Here is a 22,604-nt window from a genome sequence, read left to right on the forward strand (position 1 = left end):
TTGGTCATGCAGACAGAAGGAATAGGAACTCATGCCTGTTGGTGAAGGTAAATTCAAGCTCTACGCCAAACTGCCGCCACCGCTGGAGGCCGGCCTGTGGCGGCTGAGAGCTGATCAGCATTTCGAGGCCCAAACGCCGGAAACGGAACTGGACGAACATGATCTGCACGTGGACCAGGAAAATGTGCATCTGCGTATACGGTCACCCAGGTATCTGCTGCCGCCGGATCAGATCCTGTCCACCTACCCACCAGCCAACTCGTTCGGAAGCTATGGTAGCCGCTTACCACAGGTTGTGATCAAGCGCCGGACGCTGCCTTGGGAAAGGCGTCTTGTCGGGGCGCCGGCTAAAACGCCCTGGTTTGCTCTGGTGCTGATTGCCGAGGGAGAAGCAAAACTGGAAACCTCGGTGGACGTGGAAAACTGTGTAACAGCGGATGTGGAACTGGAGGATCCGGAGGAATTGAAAGAGGTTGCCAAGGGCAATTGCCTGGTGGCAAAGAAATCATTGATTGACCGGGTTTTCCCCACCAGGAGAGACGTTGACCTGCTGGTTCATGCCCGGGAAGTCGACATCCATGACACTGAACTGATGATGGGTGATGACGACGGGTTCCTGGCGGTGGTGATCAGCAACCGTCTGCCGCTGCCGGGAAAGGACGCGGAAGGCAATGACGCGCCGGTGAAATACCTTGCGTGCCTGATCAACCTGGAAGGCCAGTACGATGTGCTACTGCCCCGATCGCCAGATCCGGCACCGGCATTTGCTACGGAGTTCCTGGCCAAAACTGTTTTGGTCCAGGCGCAGGCGGCGCAGGATGACCACCTGATTATGGAGACGGCGCTTGGTCCCGCGCGTGCTGGTACCAACCCTGCCGATCTGGGCGAGCTGACAAATCCGGTTCCGTTGGCAGCGGGCAGCCAAGGCTCCCATACCACCCGGTATCAGTCCGGTGCTGCAGCCGGCGCCGGGGCAAAGCCTTACGCGGGTAGCGGACAATGGTCGGCAGCTGCACTGGCCAGGAATACGTCGGCTCAGGTTGCCCTTCAGATGGCCGAGTCTTTTCGCATTGTCCATGACTATGGGGCAACGCCGTTCGATAAGGAATACCGCTTCCCGGTGCTTTTGCACTGGAGTTTTACCACTACCGGCGATACCACTTTCCGTTCCCTGATGACCAACCTCGATTCCCGGTTGCTGGGCGATGTGGGGGATCCCAAGCCTCTAAGCGGGCGGCTTCCCCTGGAAGTTGTTGAGAGCGGCCATGTCGGTCTGGCACACCAGACCCGTGAAGGCGACCGGGTCCGGGCCTGGTACCGCGGCCCTCTGGTTCCCCATCCCACAAAAAATACCGGTGCTGACCGGCTCAAGCTGGCCCATAGCTCGGACCAGCTCAGAGTGGTCATTCCCGATGGCAGGGAAGACCTCTCGCTGGCAACCGCCTTCGAGACCGGGCGGCTGCTGACGCTCTCGCAACCATCCATCATTGCCGCGCTGATGCGCTGGCGTCAGACGGATTATCACGCGGCACGACTGCACTCGTTTTTGGTCAGCAACCGGAATTTCTGGGAGGAACTGCTCGGTATCGGCTTTGAAAAGATCGACCTTCACAAGATAGGCCCTCTGGCAGGTCGCTTTTTGGCAGATGCCATCGTCAGGAATCCGGAACGGTTCCTCGGCAATCCGCGCCCCCGCGTCACCCCCGGACGTCCACTGGAATTCGATGGTCAGGCGACTGTGCTGCTGGCGCGCGGGCTTGGACTGGAGCCGGCGCTTTTTACGGGAGATCTGAACAAAGTCTTCAATGGTTTGCGGGATGTCCAGATTCCAAGGGATGACCTGGTGGCAGCGGACCTTGGGCGGATCGATGTCCGGGAAGCCCTCGAATCCGATCTGGACCGGCAACGGATTGATCTCGTGTCCAACGCGCTTTCAAACAAATTGCTGAACGACAACCTGACGGGTCCGGCATTTCCGGTGACAAATCGACTCCGGGTGGATCTTGTGGACGACACTCTGGACGTGATCCTGGGTGACTCAATACGTCCCGGTTCCACTGATGAGGACGGATCATGATTAACAAAAATATCGATGTTCTGGAGCATCTTGGCCTTGAGTTCGAAAAGGCAGCGCGAGCTCCCTTCACGGAATTCAGGCACGACGACAATACCGCTATGCCGGCAGAGCTCAGAAACTGGCTCGTGCGGCTGCGGCTACTGGAAGGCGTACCCTTTGCCAATTTGGTCGCGGACAGTGAGCTGCTTCCGCAGGAATCCATTCGCTGGTTTTACCTGGACCGGCGCTGGAGTGACGCTCTGGTGCAGGGTGCCCTCAGCGTTGGCACCGTCAACAGTGATGACCGAATACAACTCGATGCTCAATACACCGCAATTCGCGCAGAGCTGGACACCGAGGAACGTAATGTCCGACGAAGAAAGGGTGTCGCCCGGCTCACGGGTCAGCCCGGACCCCTCACCGGTTTTCTATTACGTTCCGCTGCCGTTTCCGGTTGGCCGGGCCTCCATGTCCGCGCGTTCAATGTGGATCCGGAAGAGGGCGATGATGCCCGGTTTACGGAGGATGACCCTCGTCGAATCCGGCTTCTGCGTCTCGAACGTCTGGCCCCGGCGGTTTTGCTTTGCCTGTTCGACGGCATCCCCAAGGTCGTTCACATCGAGGAGCCAAGGCAGGGCATCCAGTTCGGATTCATGCACCAGGACAACGGCAATCAACGCTCTGCCAGCTTGCGGCCCCGTGACAAAAGCAGCTTTGAGTACCTGGCTGGCGATGGCAGTAAGGATGTGGACGTGCCGTTCCGGGTTGGCTCCTCCGGTGTGGTGGATATTCGCCGTCTGTCTGATGCCCTTGCAGCCCATCCTGAAACCGGTGCCAGTGATGGCCTCGACAGCGCGGAATACGCGCTCCAGCTCATCCGCTTTCCGTGGCGGCAGGTATTTGGCGAAGTCCAGGTACCGCCGATCAGTGCCATGTTCCGGGCCACCATCGAGTATGAATCGATGGTGAATGCCACCTTCAAGCTGTGAGGCCCGACATGTTCAAACACTTGCTCAAAAAGAAAACACTCACCAGGGCCGTCTTCGACGAGCGCTGGGCATGGTTGGTCAGGGCGGATACCGACCTGGGCTCTGTGACAACCTGGGACCCGAATCTGCGCAGAAACAAACGCATACTGGTGCCCGTGGACGTTCAGGCGTATGTGGCTCATGAATCCAACCCGGAAGCTCTGGTGCCAGTGACCGGAGGGCCCGGTGATCCTGTGCCTTTTGCCGAAGGCAGCCTTCCTGAGCCCGGCATACACCTGCATTGGGCGCTACCCGATGCGCTGCTCAGAGGCGCTGAATCGTCATCGGGTGGGGAACTTGAGATGACCGAGTTGCCCGACTGCTGGGTTGTGATTCGGTCTCTGTTTCCCGTGGGGATCACCCGGCCCATGCTCAGGGGGTGGGTGGTGGATGCAAAGAAAGGGTCACTGACGCCGCTGGATCTGTATCGGGGGGTAACGAATGACAGTGAGGACAAACCTGCCTACGACCGACTCGACGGAACTGTTGGTGGATCACCATTATGGACGGCGTCCTACAGTGCAAGTGCCGGGCGGTTCGGCTTCCACGATGCCCTGGAAGACTTGCCAGAGCTGAAGAAAGTGGCGAAGGACGGCTTCGAGAGAAACGTCGCCACCTATGTGGTGGCGGGCTGGTATACCGACATCGAAAAGGATCCTTTAGGCGTAAGCAGAACGGCAGACCTGCTAGAGGTCATGGCAGAGCTTGGCTGGCACCTTGATCCGGAAGCCGAGCCGCCCAGCAACGAACCCGATCTTGCGGTGCTGGAGCGCTTACTCTCCAAAGGCCAGTTTAAACACCCGACTGAATCGACACCCACGAAAATCGTCGCCCGCGGCAGGGAAGAATCTTTTACGTATGCTGATATTGCCCCGGAGATGTCCTTACCCGTCGATAAGGCGGCCAACGTTCTGATTGCCCAGAAACCACCCAGGTTCCTGTCGCTATTTCACGGGATGATTACCGGTGTTCCTGTTGAAACCGCGTTACCCGGCGTTGATGAGCGGCCCCGGAGTGAGTCGCTGGCTGTTTCAGCGGGTTTTGATACGGATGATCTTGTTACCGGTCTTGGCGCAGAAACGCTGGGTTCCAGCCTTTCTCAGAGAAGGGCAGCGGAAATGCTGGCTGCCGCCTTTACCAGCGATCTGATTGATCGGGTTGGCACTCAGGACGGCCTGCGGGATATCGCCGAGCGGGAACACGATGACATGTTCAGTTCTTTACCGGGTAAACCGCTGCCTCAAGCCAGGTTCGATCACCTCAGGGCTGAAGACTCCGCTTCGGTGAATGCCACCACGGTAGGCCGCAAGGGTAGGGCCAGGCTCGCACGGCAGAGTAAGGGCGACAACTTGAGCCCTCGGCCAAAGTGGCGCGACAAGGTGGTGTTCAGGGAACCGGGCGCTGCTCCCAAGGCGTCCGAACTGAATATTCAGGAAAAGGTTGTTACAGGTGCGCTCAAGGACCGGCGCACCGTGGAACGTCCCGCGCCAAGAATTTTCATCCCTCAGCCGCCCTCAATCGCTATCAAGGGAGCCCGGCCAAGCTTGCGCCATCATTTTGATGGTTTATACGATGACGAAGGCCGCTTGCGATGCCGCTATCCCAATGAAGCGGTAAAAGGAATCAAGGGCGTCGTTAAAGCCCGCGACCTGGTGCCAACACTGGGGTCGGGTGCCGTTCCACCGGAGGTTCTGACGGTCGTGCGCGAGGCCATGGTGCTCAATCCCTATTGCAGCCGCTGGCTGGCTAATGCAGCCGCTGACAAGGCAGAAAACCGGCCGCAATATCAGCATCGCATCGAAGGCGAAATGCTCAGGCTGTTTTCCAGCGATGGTCGTTACGACGGCAGCGGGGAGTACACTCTGTCCGAGAGTGGGGTCAGTCCCCAGGCACCGGGACAGGAAGGCTGGCGGTCGGTGGCATTTTTCGATACCACCATCAAGAAACAGGCGGCAGCAGAATTGGCGCGGGCTTCCTACCTCGAGGGTTTCACCCCCAGCCCCCTGGGGGTTACGGCCTGGCGACAGCCATGGGTCCCCCTGTGGCTGGAGTGGCGGGTTGAACTGGAAGGTTCGACCCGGCTGAGCGACTGGGCGCTTGATGACCTGGAACTGATCCGCCGCGGAGATTCCGCTGACGTTCAGATGATCGAGATCATCGGTCGCAGCCCCATCAGCCGGGGGCTTGGCACCGCCCTTCATACCGGTATCGAGCGGTGGATCAAGGCGGAACAGGAACGAGAAGCCACCGGCGATTCACTCACGGCTTCGGAACAGCGATCGCTGGAGTCACTGGCCGATTTTCTGGAACCGCTGGACCTTGCTTCGGCTTCTCTGGATGGCATCCGTGAGCAGCTTTTGGGGCTTAATTATAGTGGTGGGTTTTTCTCGACCCCCGGAGCCGATGATCGTCCGGAAGTGGTCGCTGATCCGTTACCCCTGTTCGGTGGCACTCTGACATTCAGTGCGCTTCGGTTGGTAGACGCATTCGGGCGGGTGTTGAATGTTCCCACCGACAATATTCGCACGACCACACCATTGGAGATTGCTGACGCCCCGTCCTCCATAAAAATGTCTGCAAGAATACAGAGTGGCGCGCGCTGGCTGTTTCGGCTGGTGGATCCCGCCTGCCAGGGCGAGCCTTCGGTGGCGCCAGAAGCGTTCGTCAATCAATTAGAGCCGGACCTGGCGGTGAACCCCGTAGCGGGTTTTCTTCTTCCCGACCACATTGATGAGTCTCTGGAAGCCTTCGACATTCAGGGCAACCCTCTAGGCCAGATCAGTCACCATGAATTGACCAATGCCGTGCGTTGGGAACCCGCGCCCGGACGCCCTTTGCCACCGGGAGCTGGCCCGATGGCGGAGCTGCCAGCCAGTGCGACACCTCTGGGCAAGCTGGTGGTCGGGGTAATCCGCTCAGATGTCCGGCAGCGCGACGGCGAGTTGCCTCAAACCGAGAGTTCATTGACCGCGCTGCTCCGCGCGATCGATACCACACTCTGGACGGTGGACACCTACAGTACGCTTGGATCGGGGACCGTTGCCGGACTGGTTGGTCGCCCGATTGCCGTGGTGAAGGCGACGTTGAGACTGGATATTCCCGATGATCTGGACGACGTACGGGTGGATTCTGAAGCAACCGCTGAAGCCCGACGAGCCGCCTTCGATGCCTTGCGGGATGAGTCTTTTCCCGTGCGACTGGGCGACCTGCAGAGAAGCGACGATTCGCTGTTAGGTTATTTCCTCGATGACGATTACGACCACTTCCATCTGGTTGACAAATCCATCGCCGCTCTGGCCCGCGATTCGGGCCGCCGCCGTGGCCAGCTGGGCTTGCTCGGCCAGGTTCACATCCCTGACGTTCAGCCGCTGGACCATCCGTATCTGTTCAGCGAGGACACTCTCTACATCCAGCCGGGACAGGCCCGCCAGTTGACGTTGCTGATGCTGCCGGCAGGCAGAGTGCATCTGACGTCGGGCATATTGCCCAGAAAAGCTCTGGCGCTGAATGACGCATGGATTAATCAAGGATTGAAGCGTGTTATTCCTTCCGTGAGAGTAGGGCCTGTGCTGGTGGACCCGGAGGAAATCCGGTTGCCGAAGGTGAACTTGCTGGGAGAGAAACAACAGTTCACCCGACGCACCGGACCGCTGACATGGCGAGATGATCCGATTGTGTCAGCGAGTCAATCGGCCTTGCTGCCCCGAATGCCCCATGAATTCCAGGAGGGTTGGATCCGGATAATCGAGGAGGATGAATCATGACGGATGCATCCACAACCCCTCCCATTACCGAGGAGAAAGCCTGGGAACGCAGGCGGGATAGAAAAGCAAAAAAACAAAAGAATTCAGCGGCCCGGGAAGCCTTTCTCGAAGAAAGCGCGGGGTTTGTAGACCACCAGGCACTGTCAGCGTCCTTGCGTGCATTGATGACGCGGGAGGGCATCGGTGAATTCGGCGAGCCAGGCCCGGCTCCCGGTGTTTCACCGCTGTCAGCGCCTTTACCGATGGCCTTTCCTGTCAACAACACCAACCGTTGGGTGCCCATCGGACCATCGGTTGTCAGGCGGGGGCAGGCGGACGGTCGGCCCAGAGTGTCCGGACGGGTTCGCGATCTGGCTGTCAGCCCCGATGGTCAACGGGCCTACGCGGGGACGGCTAAAGGCGGCGTTTGGTACACCGGAGACGGCGGTGCAACCTGGGAGCCGCTTGGCGGCTGGGCCAACGAGCCCAGGCGGCTGGGTGGCAACACCAGCGCTTTTGCGTCCGGCTGTCTGCTGGTGGCATTCGGAGCCAATGCGGCGGCTGATTTTGTCATGGTGGGTACGGGGGAAATCGGGGCCGGCCAACGTGCGACCGGGCATGTGCCCACCCGCGGCATGGGTATCCTCGTGGCCCAGGGACCGGCAAACTCCGCCTTGAACGCAGACCCCTGGGAAGCGGCGACCGGCATTGGTGTTCTGGAAGGTGTTTCGGTCGCCCGCATGGTGAGAGTTCCCGGCTCTCCGGTTGGCGCTGATACGGATCAGGTCATTGCAGCGACATCCGGTGGTCTGTTCCGGGGCACCCGGTCCATGGTCGGTGGCAATCTGGCGTTCACCTGGACCGCACTGCAGTTTCCGCCCGCGCCGACAGTGCCGCCAGCACGAGGCGTTGCAATTTCGTTCTCCGATCCTACCGACCTTTGCTACGTCGGTAACCGGCTCTTCGTCTGCTTCAGGCACACAGGCGTTGCCTTTTCCGATAATAACGGCAACACCTTTGCCTGGGTAACGATGAACTTTCAGCCGCCTCCGGCCGTGCCTGCCGGCAGTCGTTTGCTCGGCCGGATGAGTCTGGCGGTGAACGACGACAACAATGCCCTCTATGTGTTGGGAGAGGTGGATACCAACCCATTGGTCAACAACGCACCCCTCGTCGCTCACGTCTGGCAGGTTGCCAATCCCGGTGCGGCTGGCCCCATCGCCAATTCACTCAATAATGTGCCCACCACGGCCAATCTCTGGCCGGGACAGCGCGATTACGACCAGGCCATCGTGGTAACGACCCGAACAACAGCAGCCGGGCCGCCGCCCGTCAGAACCGACCGTATCTACATCGGCGGTTCTCTTACCTGGTTGGCAAACTGGAATGCGTCTATCTGGGCTTTCGACGTCAATGGAAACAATCTGGTTCCTTCGCCTGGTGTTTCTGATCAACCTGCTGGAACAACCCATGGTGCAAACCAGCCAGGCCTCATAGGTAATGCTGTTCATCCCGATGTCCACAGCCTGCGCAAGGCCAGTAATCCTGACGGCTCCAGCCAGATCTGGGTGGGATGCGACGGCGGAGTTTTCGTTTCTCTGAGAAACGGACAAAGTAATACGTTTGCTGCAAAGAACGTCGGACTTGCCTCCATCGAATCCGTGTTCTGCGCGAATCACCCGACCTCCAGTCACTTTGCGATGCTGGGGTGCCAGGATAATGGCCGACAGGTGAGGGTGGGCAGCACAGTCTGGGAAATGAAAACCAGTATGCAGGGAGATGGCGGCGGTGTCGTTTTCCACCCGGTGCAGTCACATTATGTCCTGGGGCAGTTCACAAGAGCAGACTGGGCCTGTGATCCGTCCTCTCGCTATGTGCAGCCGTGCATCCCCCCGAATCCGAACAACGTGACAGGGAGCGACCCAGAGTTCGCCGCCAGTAACTTCTATTCAGGAATCGACGCTATACCCCGTGCGGCTGGTAACCTTGGTCGAATTGCACTGGGGACCAACCGAGTCTGGATCACAGACAACCTGGGCACCAGCAACCCCAATACCTGGCGGGTTCTGCCTATCACGGCGGCCGGTGTCTTTGTGCAGGCCAGAGATCCCCGTCCGGGCGGACGGGGGCCCAGCACCGCCGCCAATTTAGCCTTTGGAGTGCCTGCAGGCGGACTCGGATCAATTGTTACGGTGAAGTGGGCGAATGAAAGAACGTTGCTCGCACTGTTCAATCAAGGTGTCGTTCAGTACCAGGAGAGTGCAGCCAATCCCGGACGCTGGACATCGACGACCCTGCTGTCGCCGGGCATGGTGGCCCCGGCAGCGCCATTGGTCGTGCCGCAGGCCACGTTTTTCACCGATATTGAACCGGTTCCGGGTACCAGCGATTTCTATCTGGCAGGAACCGGCCAGACCAGCCAGTGGACCCCTGCGGTGCCTGCCTCGCCCACCACGGCGGCTGTCGCCGCAGTTCCGCCCATTCCCGCACAGGATAGCTGCTATTACTACGACAGCGCAGCAGGAGGATTTCGACTGACCGGGCTTGGGCAGATTCTGCCCCCGGTGCCTCCGTCGCCCAACAGTCCTATTGACCCGGCCTACTCGGTGGTAGTGGATCCCTCCAATGTAAACACGGTCTACGTGGGCACGGCCTCCGCCGTATGGCGCGCCAACAGGATTGCCGGCAATGCCCACAGCGCCTGGCAACTGTTTGTAAATGGTCTGCCGGAGTCCACTATTCAGGACCTGAACGTCTGGACCGATCCCGCCGGTGCAGCGGGTTCCCCGCGCCTGCTTCGGGCGGCACTGCAATCACGCGGAGTGTGGGAAGTCAATCTGGCGACAGCCGAACCGACCCGAACCTACCTGCGGGTGCATGCCCTGGACGACCGCCGAATGTTTCCGACGCCGATGCAGAACCCGAGGCGTCGACCGGCCGCGCCAGCGGAACCCTTTTTTGCCAGCCCCGACATTTGTATTCGACCGGAAGCCCCGGTTACCAACCCGCCGTCATTCCGTGGCTCCAATCTATGGAACGGCAACCTCCGCTACCAGCTTTGGACATTCCAGACGGCGTTCCGCTGGATCTATCCCAGTGTCATCCCTGACGGCCAATGGAATGACCAGTTTGGCGACCTGGTTGAACGGCATCGCCGTCTGTTGGCGCTTCCGGCGGCGGGTTCACGGCGCGTCGATGCGGCGTTATGGAATGCCGTGATGGCAGCGGCCCAGGATGAAACTGGCTCCCCCGGCGTCTATCGGGCTCCCTGGCAGAACGCTGCTGTACCAAACTTCCCCGGATCTGAAATTGATCTGATGGAGACGGTGGTACCCCGACGAAATACCGCTAATGTCTGGCAGGTTTATCGAGAGCGAAGTACCGTGGATGTTCTACTTCACCACCGTGACACCCGGCCAGTGGCTGCCAACGGCGCGTTCGTCGTGCTTTTGTGGCGCTCCGATGCCTCCCGGAACACGCTGTTGGGAACCGATTGCACCAACCTTGTGCCCTTCGCCAGAAGCCTGACGGGCGGCGCGGCGCAACCAACACCGGCGGGCTGGAATGTGCCGCTGGCCACTGATGGCACCCCTCTGCACAGAGTCTCGGTGCCTCTGGCAGCGCGCATGCCAAGAGCTGTTTCTATCAATATTGATCTTTCAGGGGTGCCCAACGGGCACCGCGTCCTGCTGGTCGCGATCGCGGGGTCAACGGCGGATCAATTTTCGGCAGCGCCCGCCGGTGCACTGGACCAGGTTGAACGGCTCGTCCGACACTGGCCCCACGCAGCAGCTCGCCTGATCAGTGTCTGGCGCAGGCCAGGAACTCAACTGTTCCCCTGAAGGAGGAAGCTGACCATGGAATTTGATGCATTAACTCTCGTTTTACTGGCGCTGGTTATCCCGGCGTCCTTTTTGCTGTCCGCAGCGGCTGGGCTTGGCGGATCACTGATCCTCGTTCCCGGCCTGATGCTGGCAATCGGCACCCGGGAGGGAATTGCTGTGGCGGCATTACTTCTGGCCTGTAACAACATCGCAAAAGTGGTCGTTTACAGAAAAACACTCCCGTGGGCTGCTTCTGCGTTATTAGCGGCTGCCGTCATTGTCGGGAGCGCCCTGGGTGCCACGCTGATGCTGCACATGCCCGAGGCCTGGGTTCGCTACGCGGTGGCAATCATGCTGCTACTCACCCTCGCCGGGGATTTTGTTGCCCAAGGGCCTGTTCGCAGGGTCTGGGCTGTTTTCCTGGCCTTCCTTTCCGGCAGCACCTCTGGTTTCTCTGGTACCTCCGGCCCCTTGAAAGGCGTTGCTATCCGGAGTCTTCAGCTGGAGCGTTTCTACTTTGTCGGGGCGGCTTCACTGGTCTCGATGGTTGGGGACCTGACCAAGGCTCTGGTATTCAGTCAGTCGGGTCTGATTACCATGAGCCATTTTTTACTGGCAGGTGCTTTGGTCCCGGTTATGGCCGGTTGCACTTTGCTGGGAAGAAAGATCAATCGTGAAGTGGGGGAGAAGGGGTACAGCGTGTTGTTCTGGACCGTAATGGGCGGGTATCTGACCCGTTTGATGGTGGCTTGAATGGCAGGCAAAAAGGAAGAGCGAAGCGTAGGGCAGGTCCATAATACCAGTGTGCAAACGCCGGAATGCCAACATGGGAAAGAAGATCGCACCGGTGAACAAGACACCTGCAAGCCTGATTTTGATGAAAAAGAGTCCAATATCTCGCCACGACGGAAAGCGCCGGGACCGGAAAAATCTTCCCGAAACCGAGCACAGGATTCTGACGAAAACCCCTCACAGCCTGCCCGCCATCAGACTGAACCCAAGGCCCCTGAGGCAAAGATTGACGACGATCTGCCACCGGATAGCGAGGGCGGATCATGACAGCGATCGTAGACCGTTTCGAGCTCGACCTCGCCGCGACTGGCAGCCAGGCCGGAACCATCACCGAACCCAGCGTTGCAAGTTCTGGGCAAAGGGTAATGCTGACTGGAAACTGGTTCTGCTCACGCTCAACAACAGGAGGCAAAACCTGGGCCTTCATTGACCCCTACACGGAGCTGCCCCCCGCGGGCGCTGGCTTCTGCTGCGATCAACTTGTGCACTATTGTAAATCGCGCCGCCTGTGGATCTGGTTACTGCAGTTTTCCAAAGACGGCAATGGCAACCTGATCCGCGTAGCTGTCAGTTCATCGGGCAAGCCGGGCACCTGGACCTGGTGGGACACACGCCCCCAGGATATTGAGGAAAACTGGACTCAGGTGTGGCTGGACTATCCGGATCTGGCCGAATCCGAGGCCCACCTGCTCCTCTCATTCAACGTGTTTTCAACCACCACCGATCGCTGGCAACGAGCGGTGGTTTTCAGGCTACCTCTGGATCAACTGAAAGCCCGCAAGCAACTCACACGCAAAGCCTGGTCAACAACCCAGTTCGGGTCATTGCGTTTTGCGCGGGGTATGGGCAACACCGCTATTTTCACAAGCCTGAGTTACGGCAGCCCGTCGCTTGAACTGTTCCGCTGGCCGGACTCAGAGAGCGAGGTCTCGCAGGTTTCAGTGCCAGTCACCCCCTGGAGCGACGGCCCATACGCTTCGAGCGCAGACTCTACCAGCGCCTGGATGAACCGATTGGACGACAGGATAACTGCGTGCTGGCACTGCGATGGCGTTGTTGGGGCTGCATGGACAGCCTCTGCCGACGCCGGGCATCCGTATCCCTACGTCAGAGTGGTGCGTGCCGATGAGGTCACCAATGAACGAATTGATGAACCGGATCTGTGGAACTCTGATCGGGCGTGGGCCTATCCGGCCATCAGTCCGAACCAGAGGGGGGATTTAGGCATAGTGGCATTTTGCGGAGCAGGGGGACGACACCCCACGTTGAGTGTCGGGTGTCTCGATCCATCCGCAGGACTCTGGAGTATGACAATGGGTGCGGCTTCAACTCACCCGCCAACGGCACAGGCCTGGGGCGACTACGTCGATATAAAACCTGACCCCCGGCGCAAAACCTATTGGATAGCATCGGGATTCATACTCAGGGGTGGCGGCGGCAGGGCCAACATCGTGCCACGGGTTCTGGTTTTCAAACCATAGCGAAAGAGGATTCAAATAAGCCCGCAACCGGTCGCAGGTTCCCCGAATAGCTCCGGCGCACTCTAACTGCTTAATGGGAACGGCTCTCATGTTGCGACAAGGCGGGCACTTGGGGTTTTTTACATTGACTTTGACCCTTTTATATTGACGCATACTCTCAAGCAGCCTTAACTGTTATTGATGTTCTCTATTTCGGCCACAGGCATGTGACCGGTGTGGTTTGGAGCGTGTTCTGGACCAAGTGGTAAGGGAAGAGATTAAAAAATCCTCCCGAGCGCATTATGAAGGAAAGAAATCCAGCCTCAGATGCCGAATCCGTATCTCCGGAATAGGCTGACGCGACGCCCCATTGAGCAGAGTATCGTCGCAAATGCCGGCTTTCTTCCTCTTCGGAAAACAAGAAAATTCAGGTGGGGTAACTCATCGTCCCTGTCAAAAGACAGGGTAGACAGGAGAAGGAAAATGAACGGAAAAATTCGCAAAACTTTAGGCTACTCCTTGGCCACGGCGGTTTTCCTGGCCACGGGCACAGCATCCGTCGCCGAGGAATCGAAACAAAGCGCGGGGAAAATAGGCGGCGAAAATCTCATGGAACTCGCAGCAGATCCCGCTAACTGGGTTATGTGGGGTGGTAATTACACCGGCCAGAGATACAGCAAACTTGATCAGATCAACGCCGAAAATGTGGCGCAGTTGCAGCCGACGTGGACGTTTTCCACGGGCGTCCTGCGCGGCCATGAAGGCGGACCGCTCGTGCTGGATGGCACCATGTATATTCACACCCCTTTCCCCAACAATGTATTTGCCATTGATCTGAAAACCCAGGGGATCAAATGGAAATATTCCCCGACCCAGGATCCGTCGGTCATCCCGGTCATGTGCTGTGACACGGTGAACCGAGGCCTGGCTTACGCCGAGGGCAAGATTTTCCTTCAGCAGGCTGACACCACCCTGGTCGCGCTGGATGCAGAGAGTGGCGAAGTGCTGTGGCAAACCATAAACGGTGACCCCTCCAAAGCAGAGACCAACACCAACGCGCCGCTGGTCATCGGCAATAAAATCATCACCGGTATCTCCGGGGGTGAATTTGGCGTCCGTGGCTACACTTCCGCGTACGATATCAACGACGGCAAGCTGATCTGGCGGGCCTACAGCACCGGCCCCGATGAAACGATGCTGATAGATCCGGAGAAGACCATCGATGTCGCAACCGGCGAGCCAGTGGGCAAGGATTCCAGCCTCAAAAGCTGGGAAGGCGACCAGTGGAAAATCGGCGGCGGCACCACGTGGGGCTGGTTTACCTATGATCCAGATCTCAACCTTCTCTATTACGGTACCGGCAACCCTGGAACCTGGAATCCGGACCAGCGCCCGGGCGACAACAAGTGGTCCATGACCATTTTTGCCCGTGATGCAGATACCGGTATGGCCAAATGGGCTTATCAGATGACTCCCCACGATGAGTGGGATTACGACGGTGTCAATGAAAAAATCCTCGTAGACCAGGAAATCGACGGCGAAATGACCCCCCTTGTCGTGCACTTTGACCGTAACGGTTTCGGTTATACCCAGAACCGCGAGACCGGCAAGTTGCTGAAGGTTGCCAAGTATGATCCTGCGGTCAACTGGGCAAGCGAGATCGACATGGAAACCGGTCGACCGGTGCTTAATGAAGAGTATGGCACTTCCGGCAAGGTCGAGGAAAACGTGACCGGGATCTGCCCGGCCGCATTGGGCTCGAAAGATCAGCAGCCCGCTGCATTCTCGCCAAAAACCGGGTTGTTCTATGTTCCTACAAACCATGTATGCATGGATTATGAACCGAACGAGGTCGCCTATACGGCGGGGCAGCCATACGTCGGGGCGACACTTTCCATGTATCCGGGTCCGGGGGACATCACTAACCCTGTGAAGGAGATCGAAGGTGAGCGTATGGGCACCTTTATCGCCTGGGACGCAACCACCGCCGAAATCAAGTGGTCAATCCCGGAGCGCTTCTCGGTCTGGAGCGGTGCTTTGGCAACGGCGGGCGATGTGGTCTTCTATGGCACGCTTGAGGGCCATCTCAAGGCTATCGATGCCAAAACCGGTGAGTTGCTGTACAGCTTCAAGACGCCGTCCGGCATCATCGGCAATGTCAACACCTGGAGCTTCGAAGACAAACAGTACATCGGCGTTTTGTCAGGCATCGGTGGCTGGGCCGGTATCGGCATGGCTGCCGGTCTGGAAGATCCGACCGCAGGCCTCGGCGCTGTGGGTGGTTACAAGGATCTGCAAAACTACACCCAACTGGGCGGAGTGCTGACGGTGTTTGCATTGCCTGACTCGGCGCTTGAAGGCCAGATGGTCGGCCAGAAGTAACGATCGCGGCCGCAATCAATGGATGTGCCCGCCGCCGTGCTTCGGGGCGGGCTTTTTTTCGAAAGGTTATCCTATGAGAGTGAAAAAACCCCTAATCGTTGGTTGTCTGGCCCTGGGCCTTGCGTGCACCGGACAGCTCAGTCTTGCCGACAGCCCTGAAAAACAGAATCAGGATAAATCCTCCGATGCCCGTTCGGAGCCAAAAATAAATGATTACAGCAATTTGGGTGAGGGCGGTTACTCAGGGCCACGACCCCAAGGTCACATTAACAAGAAATTCCGTAGTGCACCGGAGGCCCAGAAGGTCGCCGCCGCAGGCGCGGATCCAGTGGTGAATGACTATAGCGACATGGGCGTCGACTATAGCGAAGAACGGTCATCGCCTGAACCCAGCCAAGCCGAACGGACCACTCCAGCTGTCAATGATTACAGCAGCATGGGCGCAGAATATGGCTCGGAATCGGAAACAACCCAAACAGAGAACACGGACAGCGCTTCGGCCAGCCGGCTCGACCCACCACGGCTTACCTATGCAGACTTGGCCACCGGTTATGAGAAATATAATGGCAACTGCGCCCAATGTCATGGCCAGGATGCCGTTGGTAGCAGTTTTGCGCCAAGCCTGATAACGCGTTTGAAAAAGCTTGAATACGCAGACTTCGTTGACGTCGTCATCAACGGCAAGACCGTTTTTGACAGCGCCACCGGAGGTTATAGCGTGATGCCCGCCTGGAAAGGCAATACAGCGGTTACGTCACATCTTGATGAGATATGGGGCTATCTGAAAGCACGCTCCGATGGCAACCTCGGCCCCGGGAGGCCGGAATGATTCAGGCCTGGCGAAAGGCAGGGCCGGGGGGAGTCGCCGGCCCAAGGACCGTCAAAACGTCTCGCACCATTCGATCAATACCCAAAGCCGTCGTTTTTCTGCTATTGATGCTGCCGGCAATCGGGATGGGGCAGGACACAGCAGGCAAGGATGTGCTGCGGGTGTGTGCGGATCCCAGCAACATGCCTTTTTCAAACGCTGAAAAAGAAGGGTTTGAGAACAAGATTGCGGAACTTTTCGGAAAAGAGCTTGGTTTGCCGGTGGAGTATACCTGGCTCGCGGAACAGTTCGGTTTCGCGCGCAATACTCTGAAGCGATGGCTGGCAACGGAAAACCGTTACGCTTGCGACCTTATCATGAGTGCGACCGCCGGCTTTGAAATGGGTAAAACCACCTTGCCTTACTACCGCTCGACTTACGTACTTGCCTATGTGAAGGGGAGGGGATTAGACGCCGTGAAAACGCCGGCTGACCTGCTGGCGCTGTCGGAAGAGGAAAGAAAAAATCTGGTCATCGGCGGCTTTGCAGGCTCGCCTCCCATTGACTGGGTCGTGCAAAACGGCCTGAGCCAGCAACTCCGTGGTTATCGCGGGGAGTCCGGGAATTACACCGAAGATCCCGGCGACATGGTCTCGAAAGACCTCGTCAATGGTGATGTTGATGTCGCACTGATCTGGGGCCCCATCGGTGGATACTATGCTCAACAGATACAAAATGTCGACATCGAGGTTGTTCCTTTCACGTCGGCGGACGGCATGCAGATGGACTTTCCCATCTCAATGGCTGTGCGGTATGGCAATGATCAGTGGCTCGAGAGGGTCCAGACTTTTATCGATGAGAACCGTGGGTCCATCATGTCGATCCTGCAGGATTATAACGTTCCGCTAGTGCCCCTTCGGCCTGAGGATAAGGTGGTAGTAGAGGAGGAGGATGACGATGATTGATGAGCGGCCGGCATTCCTGATTCTCTCGTCGCATGGGAGGCGACAATTATGATAGTGAAACATTGCACTTCGACCTTGATACTTGCCGCGCTGCTATCTCTGTCAACCAGCTTGATGGCAACCCCCGAAGTAGCTGAACAACCGGAATTCTCAAGAGCGAATAGTTTATTGTTCCTGAACGATCACCTGACTCGACACGATTATTCCGCCAGGTACACCTACGTCTCGTCCCAGACCGGTTCACGGGACAGTGATTATGAAGATCGCATTATCATCACTGCTCACAGGATCCCGGGCAGCGATGCCAAACGGGTGGAATTCGACGCCTCGACCAGGATTGGACAAAATCAGATCCCGGTCGTCGACCAGGCAAGGGGAAATCCTTTGATCATGGTATTTCTCCAGTCGGATATGCTTGAGCTGGCAAAGGCCACCGGCGGACATTGGCGCTATTTCCAGAAACAGATGAAACTTGCACTGGAGCACGATGCCCAGGTTGAGCCGGTGACGATCGAATTCAAGGGAGAGCGCCTCAATGCCCAACGCATCACCGTCCGACCCTTCGCCGAGGAGCAGGTTCGTCGCAAAGAACTGGGCCGCTATCTCAACAAAACCTATGAATTCCTGCTCTCGGAGGATTTGCCCGGCGAAATCTTCGAGCTTCGCAGTGTCACTCCGGCTGAGGAAGAATCGGAGGGAATCGTGGTGGAGAAGGTCACTTTGCAGAAATTCGAGAAACTTCCCGATGAAGGCTAGCCCTCAGGTCTAAAGAATCTCTCCCCATCGTCCCCCCATCGGTTCGGGCCAGGCAAGAACCGATGGGGAGATTTTCAGAGCCCTATTTAACGCAAAACACCCGCAGCTTTTGCTTTGTGAGTGGATATTGCGTCCATAAGCGGAGGGGACAGGCAATCATAGGGGGGCAGTCCCATTTGTTCGAGCTGCGCTCTTATGTCGTCCATATCGTCGGGATTTGTGCCGCCTTCAATGATTGACGAAACGAATGCCGCAAATGTGGGAGCGGCCCACCCGGGCTCGTCCGAAAGCTCGGTATGAACAAAATCAAGTCCGTAAAACGGATGATTCTGATCCTCAATCCGGCCATACATATGCACTCCGCATTCCTTGCAGGCATGTCTCTTTATCACGGCGTTGGGATCGACCACCTGCAGCTTGTCCTCGTTGGCCGTTACCTCCACGGCATCGCGACCCACAACGGCAACCTGCGAGAAGATGGCTCCGTCCGGTTTCCAGCACTGGGTGCAACCACAGACATGGTTATGGGCAGTCTGGGCGCTTACCTTTACCTTGACCGGATTCTCCGAGCAATGACAGGTAAGTTCCCCACCAGCGAAACCTTCTTTGGTGGGGGGGATTCCATTGTCTACTGAGGGATGAATCTTAACTGAAGTAACCATGGTGTTTTCTCCATCATCGGCGTTGCTTTTATATTGCGCCAGATATCCGGAAACGATCTGTGCTCTTAAAGCATCGCCTGAGCAAAAGGAATTTCCATTAAATTCCACTATTCTATACTGTGGGAAAATTCGCTGATTAAATATTGTACAAAAGGACTATATGCAGGCCCTTGGGAGGCACTAGCGAGCGCTGTATGACTTATTGATGCCACACTGCTCGGCAGCACTGTTCTGGGTCTGTGCCAGCAATTGCCTGTAGCGGCTTGCCATGGCGCCTTCGCGCAGAACCTCCGGTCGCTCGCCACCCGCTTGTTGGCCGCGCTTGAACGTCACCATCGTCAGGTATTCGTCGTAACTGACTTCGTCTGCAATTCGGTCGATGCTGCAGGAACACTTGTACAGGCTCGTGTAATTGGCTCCGCCCAGCTCCTCCATGCATCCAAATACATACTCGACTCTTTCCTGAGTCGGGTAGTCATGTGCTGGCTCTGCGCTCACGAGGGCGGTGCCGAAGAAGCTCAAGACCAGCAGGCAGCCGACAATTTTTGTTCCACTCATGATTATCATGCCTCCAAAAAATTTCTGAAAGACTCATACCACAGCAATATCGGTGTCTGCATCTGTGGGTATTCAATAATTGATTCTAGCCCAACCCAGCTGCACTTTCCTCCCTGGGCGTCATTGTTCCGGACGCTCATATACTGCCCGGAGTGGCGAGGCCCAGCCATGCCTTTGAATTGGGTCAGTGCCTGTTGATCTCGTTAAACTCTCTAACCTGCTTTTCGGTTACCTGTTTTATAATAGCGTAAACCTGCCGAATCTCACCTTCCAGCCGGTCCCGTTTGGCAGCAATCCGATCAAGCCGGTCCTTGCTCAGCTCGCCCCACTGCTCTTTCGCCTTCCCCCTGAATGTAGCCTTATTCATCATTCTCTCCTTTGGCCCTGTCGCCATCGAGTGGAATCGTAGGACGGATACGCAAAACGGCTGAATCTGGGGCCGTCAATGAATATATGATGGTGTCTTTGAATCAAATGTCCGTCTGTGCGCTAACCCACGCAAAGTGCCAAAGAGACTTAAGGGATAGTCCGGGAAATCGAGGCCTGTCGAATTCCACTGAAAGTACCGGGTTTGTCGTCCGGGCCAGGCACCGGCGTGATCTTGACGTCAATCAAGTTGAGTCAACGCTGATCGGCTCAAAATATGAACATCAGATGTCAACAACAGCTGCCACTGGCCCATCAGGTGAAGCACGGATGACGAATTCTTTACGCCTACTATTATGTGGTGACGTGATGACCGGGCGGGGCATCGATCAGATCATGCCCCGGTCCGTCGATCCCATTCTGTTTGAATCCGTGGTGCGGTCAGCTGTGGATTACATCGTCCTGGCGGAAAGGCGTTACGGGCCGATTCCCCGCAATGTCGGGCCCGATTACATCTGGGGGGATGCCTTGCCGTTGATGCAGGCGATGTTACCCGACGTCAGCATTGCCAACCTGGAAACGGCGGTCACCACGAGTGACGATTGCCAGCCCAAGGGCATCAACTACCGCATGCATCCGGCCAACGTGGCATGCCTGCAGGCAGCGCAACTGGATGTCTGTACCCTGGCAAATAACCATGTGCTGGATTGGGGGAAGACCGGCCTGCTGCAAACGCTGGAGGTTTTGCGTGGTGCCGGGATCAAGACCGCGGGCGCGGGAAATGAACTCAAAGAAGCGATGACACCGGCAGTGCAGCCGACAGGCCAAGGACGGGTACTGGTACTTGCTGGAGGCCACACGAACAGTGGCATTGACCCCGGCTGGGCAGCCACCCCCCATCGTGCCGGAGTCCATTTACTCCGGGATTTTTCGTCGCGGACCGCAGCCGGAATCGCCGAAGCCATTCAACCCCTGCGTCGGGACGATGATGTTGTGGTCTACTCCGTGCACTGGGGCGGCAACTGGGGCTACGACGTACCGGAAGAGCATCGGGCATTCGCCCATGCGCTGATCGATGAAGCGGGCGTGGATCTGGTTTTCGGTCACTCGTCCCATCATCCAAAGGGTATCGAAGTCTATCGCAATAAGCTGATCCTTTATGGTTGTGGGGACCTGATCAACGATTACGAGGGGATTTCCGGATACGAGGTGTTTCGCCCGAACCTGCGGGTGATCTATTTTCCCCTGCTGGGTCACCGCGGCGACCTCGAACGCCTGGACATGGCGGTCCTGGAAACCAGGGGCTTCGCACTGCATCAACCCACAGCAAAAAATGTGACCTGGCTGGGCGATCGATTGGCGGCGGTCAGTCGGGAATCCGGAGTCGGTATACGAAGCAGTGGGGATAACTTGCTCGAACTTTACTGGTAAGGCGCCGCAAACTGCCCGAACTGGAACTTGACCGAGATCAATACAGCGTACCGAATTAGTGAAATGCTGGTTAAAAACAGGAGGATTGATCGATGTCCTACAAAAAACTGTTGTTCCGGTCTGCTGCCAGAGAAAAGATCCTCAACGGTGTCAGCCAGTTAGCCGACGCTGTTGGTATTACCCTGGGTCCGAAGTCAAAGTCGGTCCTGATCCAGCGTAAATGGGGAAATCCTTTAGTCTGCAACGACGGCGTCACCATCGCCAAGGAAATGCAGTTAGAGGACCCCGCCGAAAACCTGGGCGTGCAGATGCTACGCCAGGCTGCAGCGAAAACCGGAGACGTGGTCGGTGATGGCACCAGCACCTCCACCTTGCTGGCCTATGCCATATACGCTGAGGGGGTGCGCAACGTAACCGCTGGCGCCAGTGCCATCGATATCAAGCGCGGCCTTGACCGGGGTCTGGGTATTGTCGTCGATGCCCTGCATGACTTGTCGAGACCCGTTTCCACTGACCTCGAAAAGGAACAGGTTGCCACCATCTCGGCCCACAATGATCCCCAGATTGGCGCCTTGGTCACCGAAGCCATGAAGCGGGTGGGCGAGGAAGGCGTTATCACGGTGGAGGAATCGAAAAGTACCGAGACAGAACTGGATGTAGTAGAGGGGATGCAGTTCGACCGTGGGTATATTTCGCCGTATTTCGTGACCCAGCCGGAGTCGATGGAAGCGGTTCTGGAGGACTGCTTTGTGCTGATTTGTGATCAGAAGATTCGCAGCATCCAGGACATGGTCCCACTGCTGGAGCAAGTGGCCAAGACCGGCAGACCCTTGCTGGTGATTGCCGAATCCATTGAGGGTGAGGCCCTGGCCACGCTGGTGGTCAACCAGTTGCGGGGTATTCTGCGGTGCGCCGCCGTCAAGTCACCCGGTTTTGGCGACCGGCGGAAGGCCATGATGGAGGACATCGCCATCCTTTGTGGTGGCACCGTGATCGCCGAGGAAACCGGTGCGGCATTGGCAGACGTTCAACCTGATCAACTTGGCGAGGCGGAGCGTGTGGTGATCGACAAGGACACCACCACTCTGATTGGTGGTCGCGGTCAACCCGACCAGATTGCGGCGCGGGTAAAGCAACTGCGCCTCCAGGTTGATCAGACAAGTTCGGATTACGACCGGGAGAAACTCCGTGAACGCCTGGCCAGACTGAGTGGAGGTGTGGCCGTCATTCGGGTCGGTGCTCCGGCCGAAGCGGAAATGCGGGCCAGAAAAGATGCTCTGGACGACGCCATCAGTGCCACCAAGGCCGCGGTGGCTGAGGGAATTCTGCCGGGCGGTGGCCTGGCCCTGCTGCGATGCACGGGCAAGCTTTTGAAAGAAGAGGAGAGGGCGGCAGGCGATGAGCGCACCGGCCTGCAGATCCTTCGTCAGGCGCTGGAGATACCGGCACGACAGATCGCACAGAATTCCGCCGTGGACGGCGGCGTCGTAGTCGCCAAGATGCTGGAGAGCAAAGGGAATATCGGTTTCGATGCGGCGAAAAAAACGTATGTGGACCTGATGAAGTCGGGCATCATCGATCCCACCAAAGTTGTGCGCGTAGCATTGGAAAACGCGGTCTCGGTCGCGGGAACCCTGTTGCTCAGCGAGGCCACCATGATCGAAATCGAGGAGCCGGGAAAGGCTCAGGCCGAGCCTATGCCGGACCAGTTTTAGCCACCTCCATGATCCGCGTGCAATCACCTCCAGGTGGAAATCGTAGTGCAGCGGGCGG

Annotated in this window: 16 protein-coding genes; 13 read left to right on the top strand and 3 right to left on the bottom strand. The window is 57.6% G+C overall.

Annotated features, from left to right (window positions below; all coding sequences use genetic code 11):
• Nucleotides 1-31: 31 nt before the first annotated feature.
• The 11 genes from F6Y09_RS12965 (at nucleotide 32) to F6Y09_RS13015 (ending at nucleotide 17,814) form a co-directional block, all read left to right on the top strand.
• Entirely contained in the window at nucleotides 32-2,077 is a 2,046-nt protein-coding gene (locus F6Y09_RS12965) for a hypothetical protein (protein WP_152207343.1), read from the top strand.
• Nucleotides 2,074-3,045, top strand: a complete 972-nt coding sequence (locus F6Y09_RS12970) for a hypothetical protein (protein ID WP_152207344.1) — start codon at nucleotides 2,074-2,076, stop codon at nucleotides 3,043-3,045. The genes F6Y09_RS12965 and F6Y09_RS12970 overlap by 4 nt, the downstream gene beginning before the upstream one ends.
• An 8-nt stretch (nucleotides 3,046-3,053) precedes the next feature.
• Entirely contained in the window at nucleotides 3,054-6,848 is a 3,795-nt protein-coding gene (locus F6Y09_RS12975; RefSeq protein ID WP_152207345.1) for a hypothetical protein, read from the top strand.
• Nucleotides 6,845-10,669 carry a beta propeller repeat protein gene (locus F6Y09_RS12980; protein ID WP_152207346.1) on the top strand — a complete coding sequence of 1,275 codons (3,825 nt, stop codon included), beginning with the start codon at nucleotides 6,845-6,847 and terminating at the stop codon, nucleotides 10,667-10,669. Before F6Y09_RS12975 ends, F6Y09_RS12980 begins: the two co-directional genes overlap by 4 nt.
• A 15-nt stretch (nucleotides 10,670-10,684) precedes the next feature.
• A complete protein-coding gene (locus F6Y09_RS12985) occupies nucleotides 10,685-11,404 on the top strand; it encodes a sulfite exporter TauE/SafE family protein (RefSeq protein WP_152207347.1) in 720 nt (239 codons plus the stop codon).
• Nucleotides 11,405-11,710 carry a hypothetical protein gene (locus F6Y09_RS12990; RefSeq protein WP_152207348.1) on the top strand — a complete coding sequence of 102 codons (306 nt, stop codon included), beginning with the start codon at nucleotides 11,405-11,407 and terminating at the stop codon, nucleotides 11,708-11,710.
• On the top strand, nucleotides 11,707-12,924 hold the full coding sequence (locus F6Y09_RS12995; RefSeq protein WP_152207349.1) for a hypothetical protein: 1,218 nt from the start codon (nucleotides 11,707-11,709) through the stop codon (nucleotides 12,922-12,924). The genes F6Y09_RS12990 and F6Y09_RS12995 overlap by 4 nt, the downstream gene beginning before the upstream one ends.
• A gap of 462 nt (nucleotides 12,925-13,386) precedes the next feature.
• The gene (locus F6Y09_RS13000; RefSeq protein ID WP_152207350.1) at nucleotides 13,387-15,285 is read left to right on the top strand and encodes a methanol/ethanol family PQQ-dependent dehydrogenase; all 1,899 of its coding nucleotides are present in this window, start codon (nucleotides 13,387-13,389) and stop codon (nucleotides 15,283-15,285) included.
• 79 nt (nucleotides 15,286-15,364) lie between these two features.
• On the top strand, nucleotides 15,365-16,114 hold the full coding sequence (locus F6Y09_RS13005) for a c-type cytochrome (RefSeq protein WP_179959413.1): 750 nt from the start codon (nucleotides 15,365-15,367) through the stop codon (nucleotides 16,112-16,114).
• Complete coding sequence (locus F6Y09_RS13010; protein ID WP_218944155.1) at nucleotides 16,111-17,058, top strand: quinoprotein dehydrogenase-associated putative ABC transporter substrate-binding protein; 948 nt, start codon at nucleotides 16,111-16,113, stop codon at nucleotides 17,056-17,058. The genes F6Y09_RS13005 and F6Y09_RS13010 overlap by 4 nt, the downstream gene beginning before the upstream one ends.
• Before the next feature lie 48 nt (nucleotides 17,059-17,106).
• The gene (locus tag F6Y09_RS13015; protein WP_152207352.1) at nucleotides 17,107-17,814 is read left to right on the top strand and encodes a hypothetical protein; all 708 of its coding nucleotides are present in this window, start codon (nucleotides 17,107-17,109) and stop codon (nucleotides 17,812-17,814) included.
• An 86-nt stretch (nucleotides 17,815-17,900) separates the two neighbouring features.
• On the opposite strand, the gene gfa is transcribed toward F6Y09_RS13015, so the two are convergent.
• From gfa to F6Y09_RS13030, 3 genes are all read right to left on the bottom strand, one after another.
• The gene (gene gfa / locus F6Y09_RS13020; RefSeq protein ID WP_152207454.1) at nucleotides 17,901-18,476 is read right to left on the bottom strand and encodes an S-(hydroxymethyl)glutathione synthase; all 576 of its coding nucleotides are present in this window, start codon (nucleotides 18,474-18,476) and stop codon (nucleotides 17,901-17,903) included.
• Nucleotides 18,477-18,656: 180 nt separating this feature from the next.
• A complete protein-coding gene (locus tag F6Y09_RS13025) occupies nucleotides 18,657-19,034 on the bottom strand; it encodes a hypothetical protein (RefSeq protein ID WP_152207353.1) in 378 nt (125 codons plus the stop codon).
• A 184-nt stretch (nucleotides 19,035-19,218) separates the two neighbouring features.
• The gene (locus F6Y09_RS13030) at nucleotides 19,219-19,401 is read right to left on the bottom strand and encodes a CsbD family protein (protein ID WP_218944156.1); all 183 of its coding nucleotides are present in this window, start codon (nucleotides 19,399-19,401) and stop codon (nucleotides 19,219-19,221) included.
• 329 nt (nucleotides 19,402-19,730) lie between these two features.
• Between F6Y09_RS13030 and F6Y09_RS13035 the strand changes: the two genes are divergently transcribed.
• Both F6Y09_RS13035 and groL read left to right on the top strand, forming a co-directional pair.
• Nucleotides 19,731-20,831, top strand: a complete 1,101-nt coding sequence (locus F6Y09_RS13035) for a CapA family protein (RefSeq protein ID WP_218944157.1) — start codon at nucleotides 19,731-19,733, stop codon at nucleotides 20,829-20,831.
• A gap of 92 nt (nucleotides 20,832-20,923) precedes the next feature.
• The gene (gene groL, locus F6Y09_RS13040) at nucleotides 20,924-22,546 is read left to right on the top strand and encodes a chaperonin GroEL (protein ID WP_152207356.1); all 1,623 of its coding nucleotides are present in this window, start codon (nucleotides 20,924-20,926) and stop codon (nucleotides 22,544-22,546) included.
• The last annotated feature ends 58 nt before the right edge of the window (nucleotides 22,547-22,604 follow it).

It is taken from the genome of Marinobacter changyiensis (assembly GCF_009193265.1).
GTDB lineage: Bacteria > Pseudomonadota > Gammaproteobacteria > Pseudomonadales > Oleiphilaceae > Marinobacter > Marinobacter changyiensis.

Bases quoted from the DNA above. Each gene is read 5' to 3' on its own strand.
- F6Y09_RS12980 (WP_152207346.1), top strand. From the start codon at position 6,845: ATGACGGATGCATCCACAACCCCTCCCATTACCGAGGAGAAAGCCTGG.
- F6Y09_RS13010 (WP_218944155.1), top strand. From the start codon at position 16,111: ATGATTCAGGCCTGGCGAAAGGCAGGGCCGGGGGGAGTCGCCGGCCCA.
- F6Y09_RS13035 (WP_218944157.1), top strand. From the start codon at position 19,731: ATGACGAATTCTTTACGCCTACTATTATGTGGTGACGTGATGACCGGG.
- F6Y09_RS12990 (WP_152207348.1), top strand. From the start codon at position 11,405: ATGGCAGGCAAAAAGGAAGAGCGAAGCGTAGGGCAGGTCCATAATACC.
- F6Y09_RS13015 (WP_152207352.1), top strand. From the start codon at position 17,107: ATGATAGTGAAACATTGCACTTCGACCTTGATACTTGCCGCGCTGCTA.
- F6Y09_RS12985 (WP_152207347.1), top strand. From the start codon at position 10,685: ATGGAATTTGATGCATTAACTCTCGTTTTACTGGCGCTGGTTATCCCG.
- F6Y09_RS12970 (WP_152207344.1), top strand. From the start codon at position 2,074: ATGATTAACAAAAATATCGATGTTCTGGAGCATCTTGGCCTTGAGTTC.
- gfa (WP_152207454.1), bottom strand. From the start codon at position 18,476: ATGGTTACTTCAGTTAAGATTCATCCCTCAGTAGACAATGGAATCCCC.
- F6Y09_RS12995 (WP_152207349.1), top strand. From the start codon at position 11,707: ATGACAGCGATCGTAGACCGTTTCGAGCTCGACCTCGCCGCGACTGGC.
- F6Y09_RS13025 (WP_152207353.1), bottom strand. From the start codon at position 19,034: ATGAGTGGAACAAAAATTGTCGGCTGCCTGCTGGTCTTGAGCTTCTTC.
- groL (WP_152207356.1), top strand. From the start codon at position 20,924: ATGTCCTACAAAAAACTGTTGTTCCGGTCTGCTGCCAGAGAAAAGATC.
- F6Y09_RS13030 (WP_218944156.1), bottom strand. From the start codon at position 19,401: ATGAATAAGGCTACATTCAGGGGGAAGGCGAAAGAGCAGTGGGGCGAG.
- F6Y09_RS12965 (WP_152207343.1), top strand. From the start codon at position 32: ATGCCTGTTGGTGAAGGTAAATTCAAGCTCTACGCCAAACTGCCGCCA.
- F6Y09_RS12975 (WP_152207345.1), top strand. From the start codon at position 3,054: ATGTTCAAACACTTGCTCAAAAAGAAAACACTCACCAGGGCCGTCTTC.
- F6Y09_RS13000 (WP_152207350.1), top strand. From the start codon at position 13,387: ATGAACGGAAAAATTCGCAAAACTTTAGGCTACTCCTTGGCCACGGCG.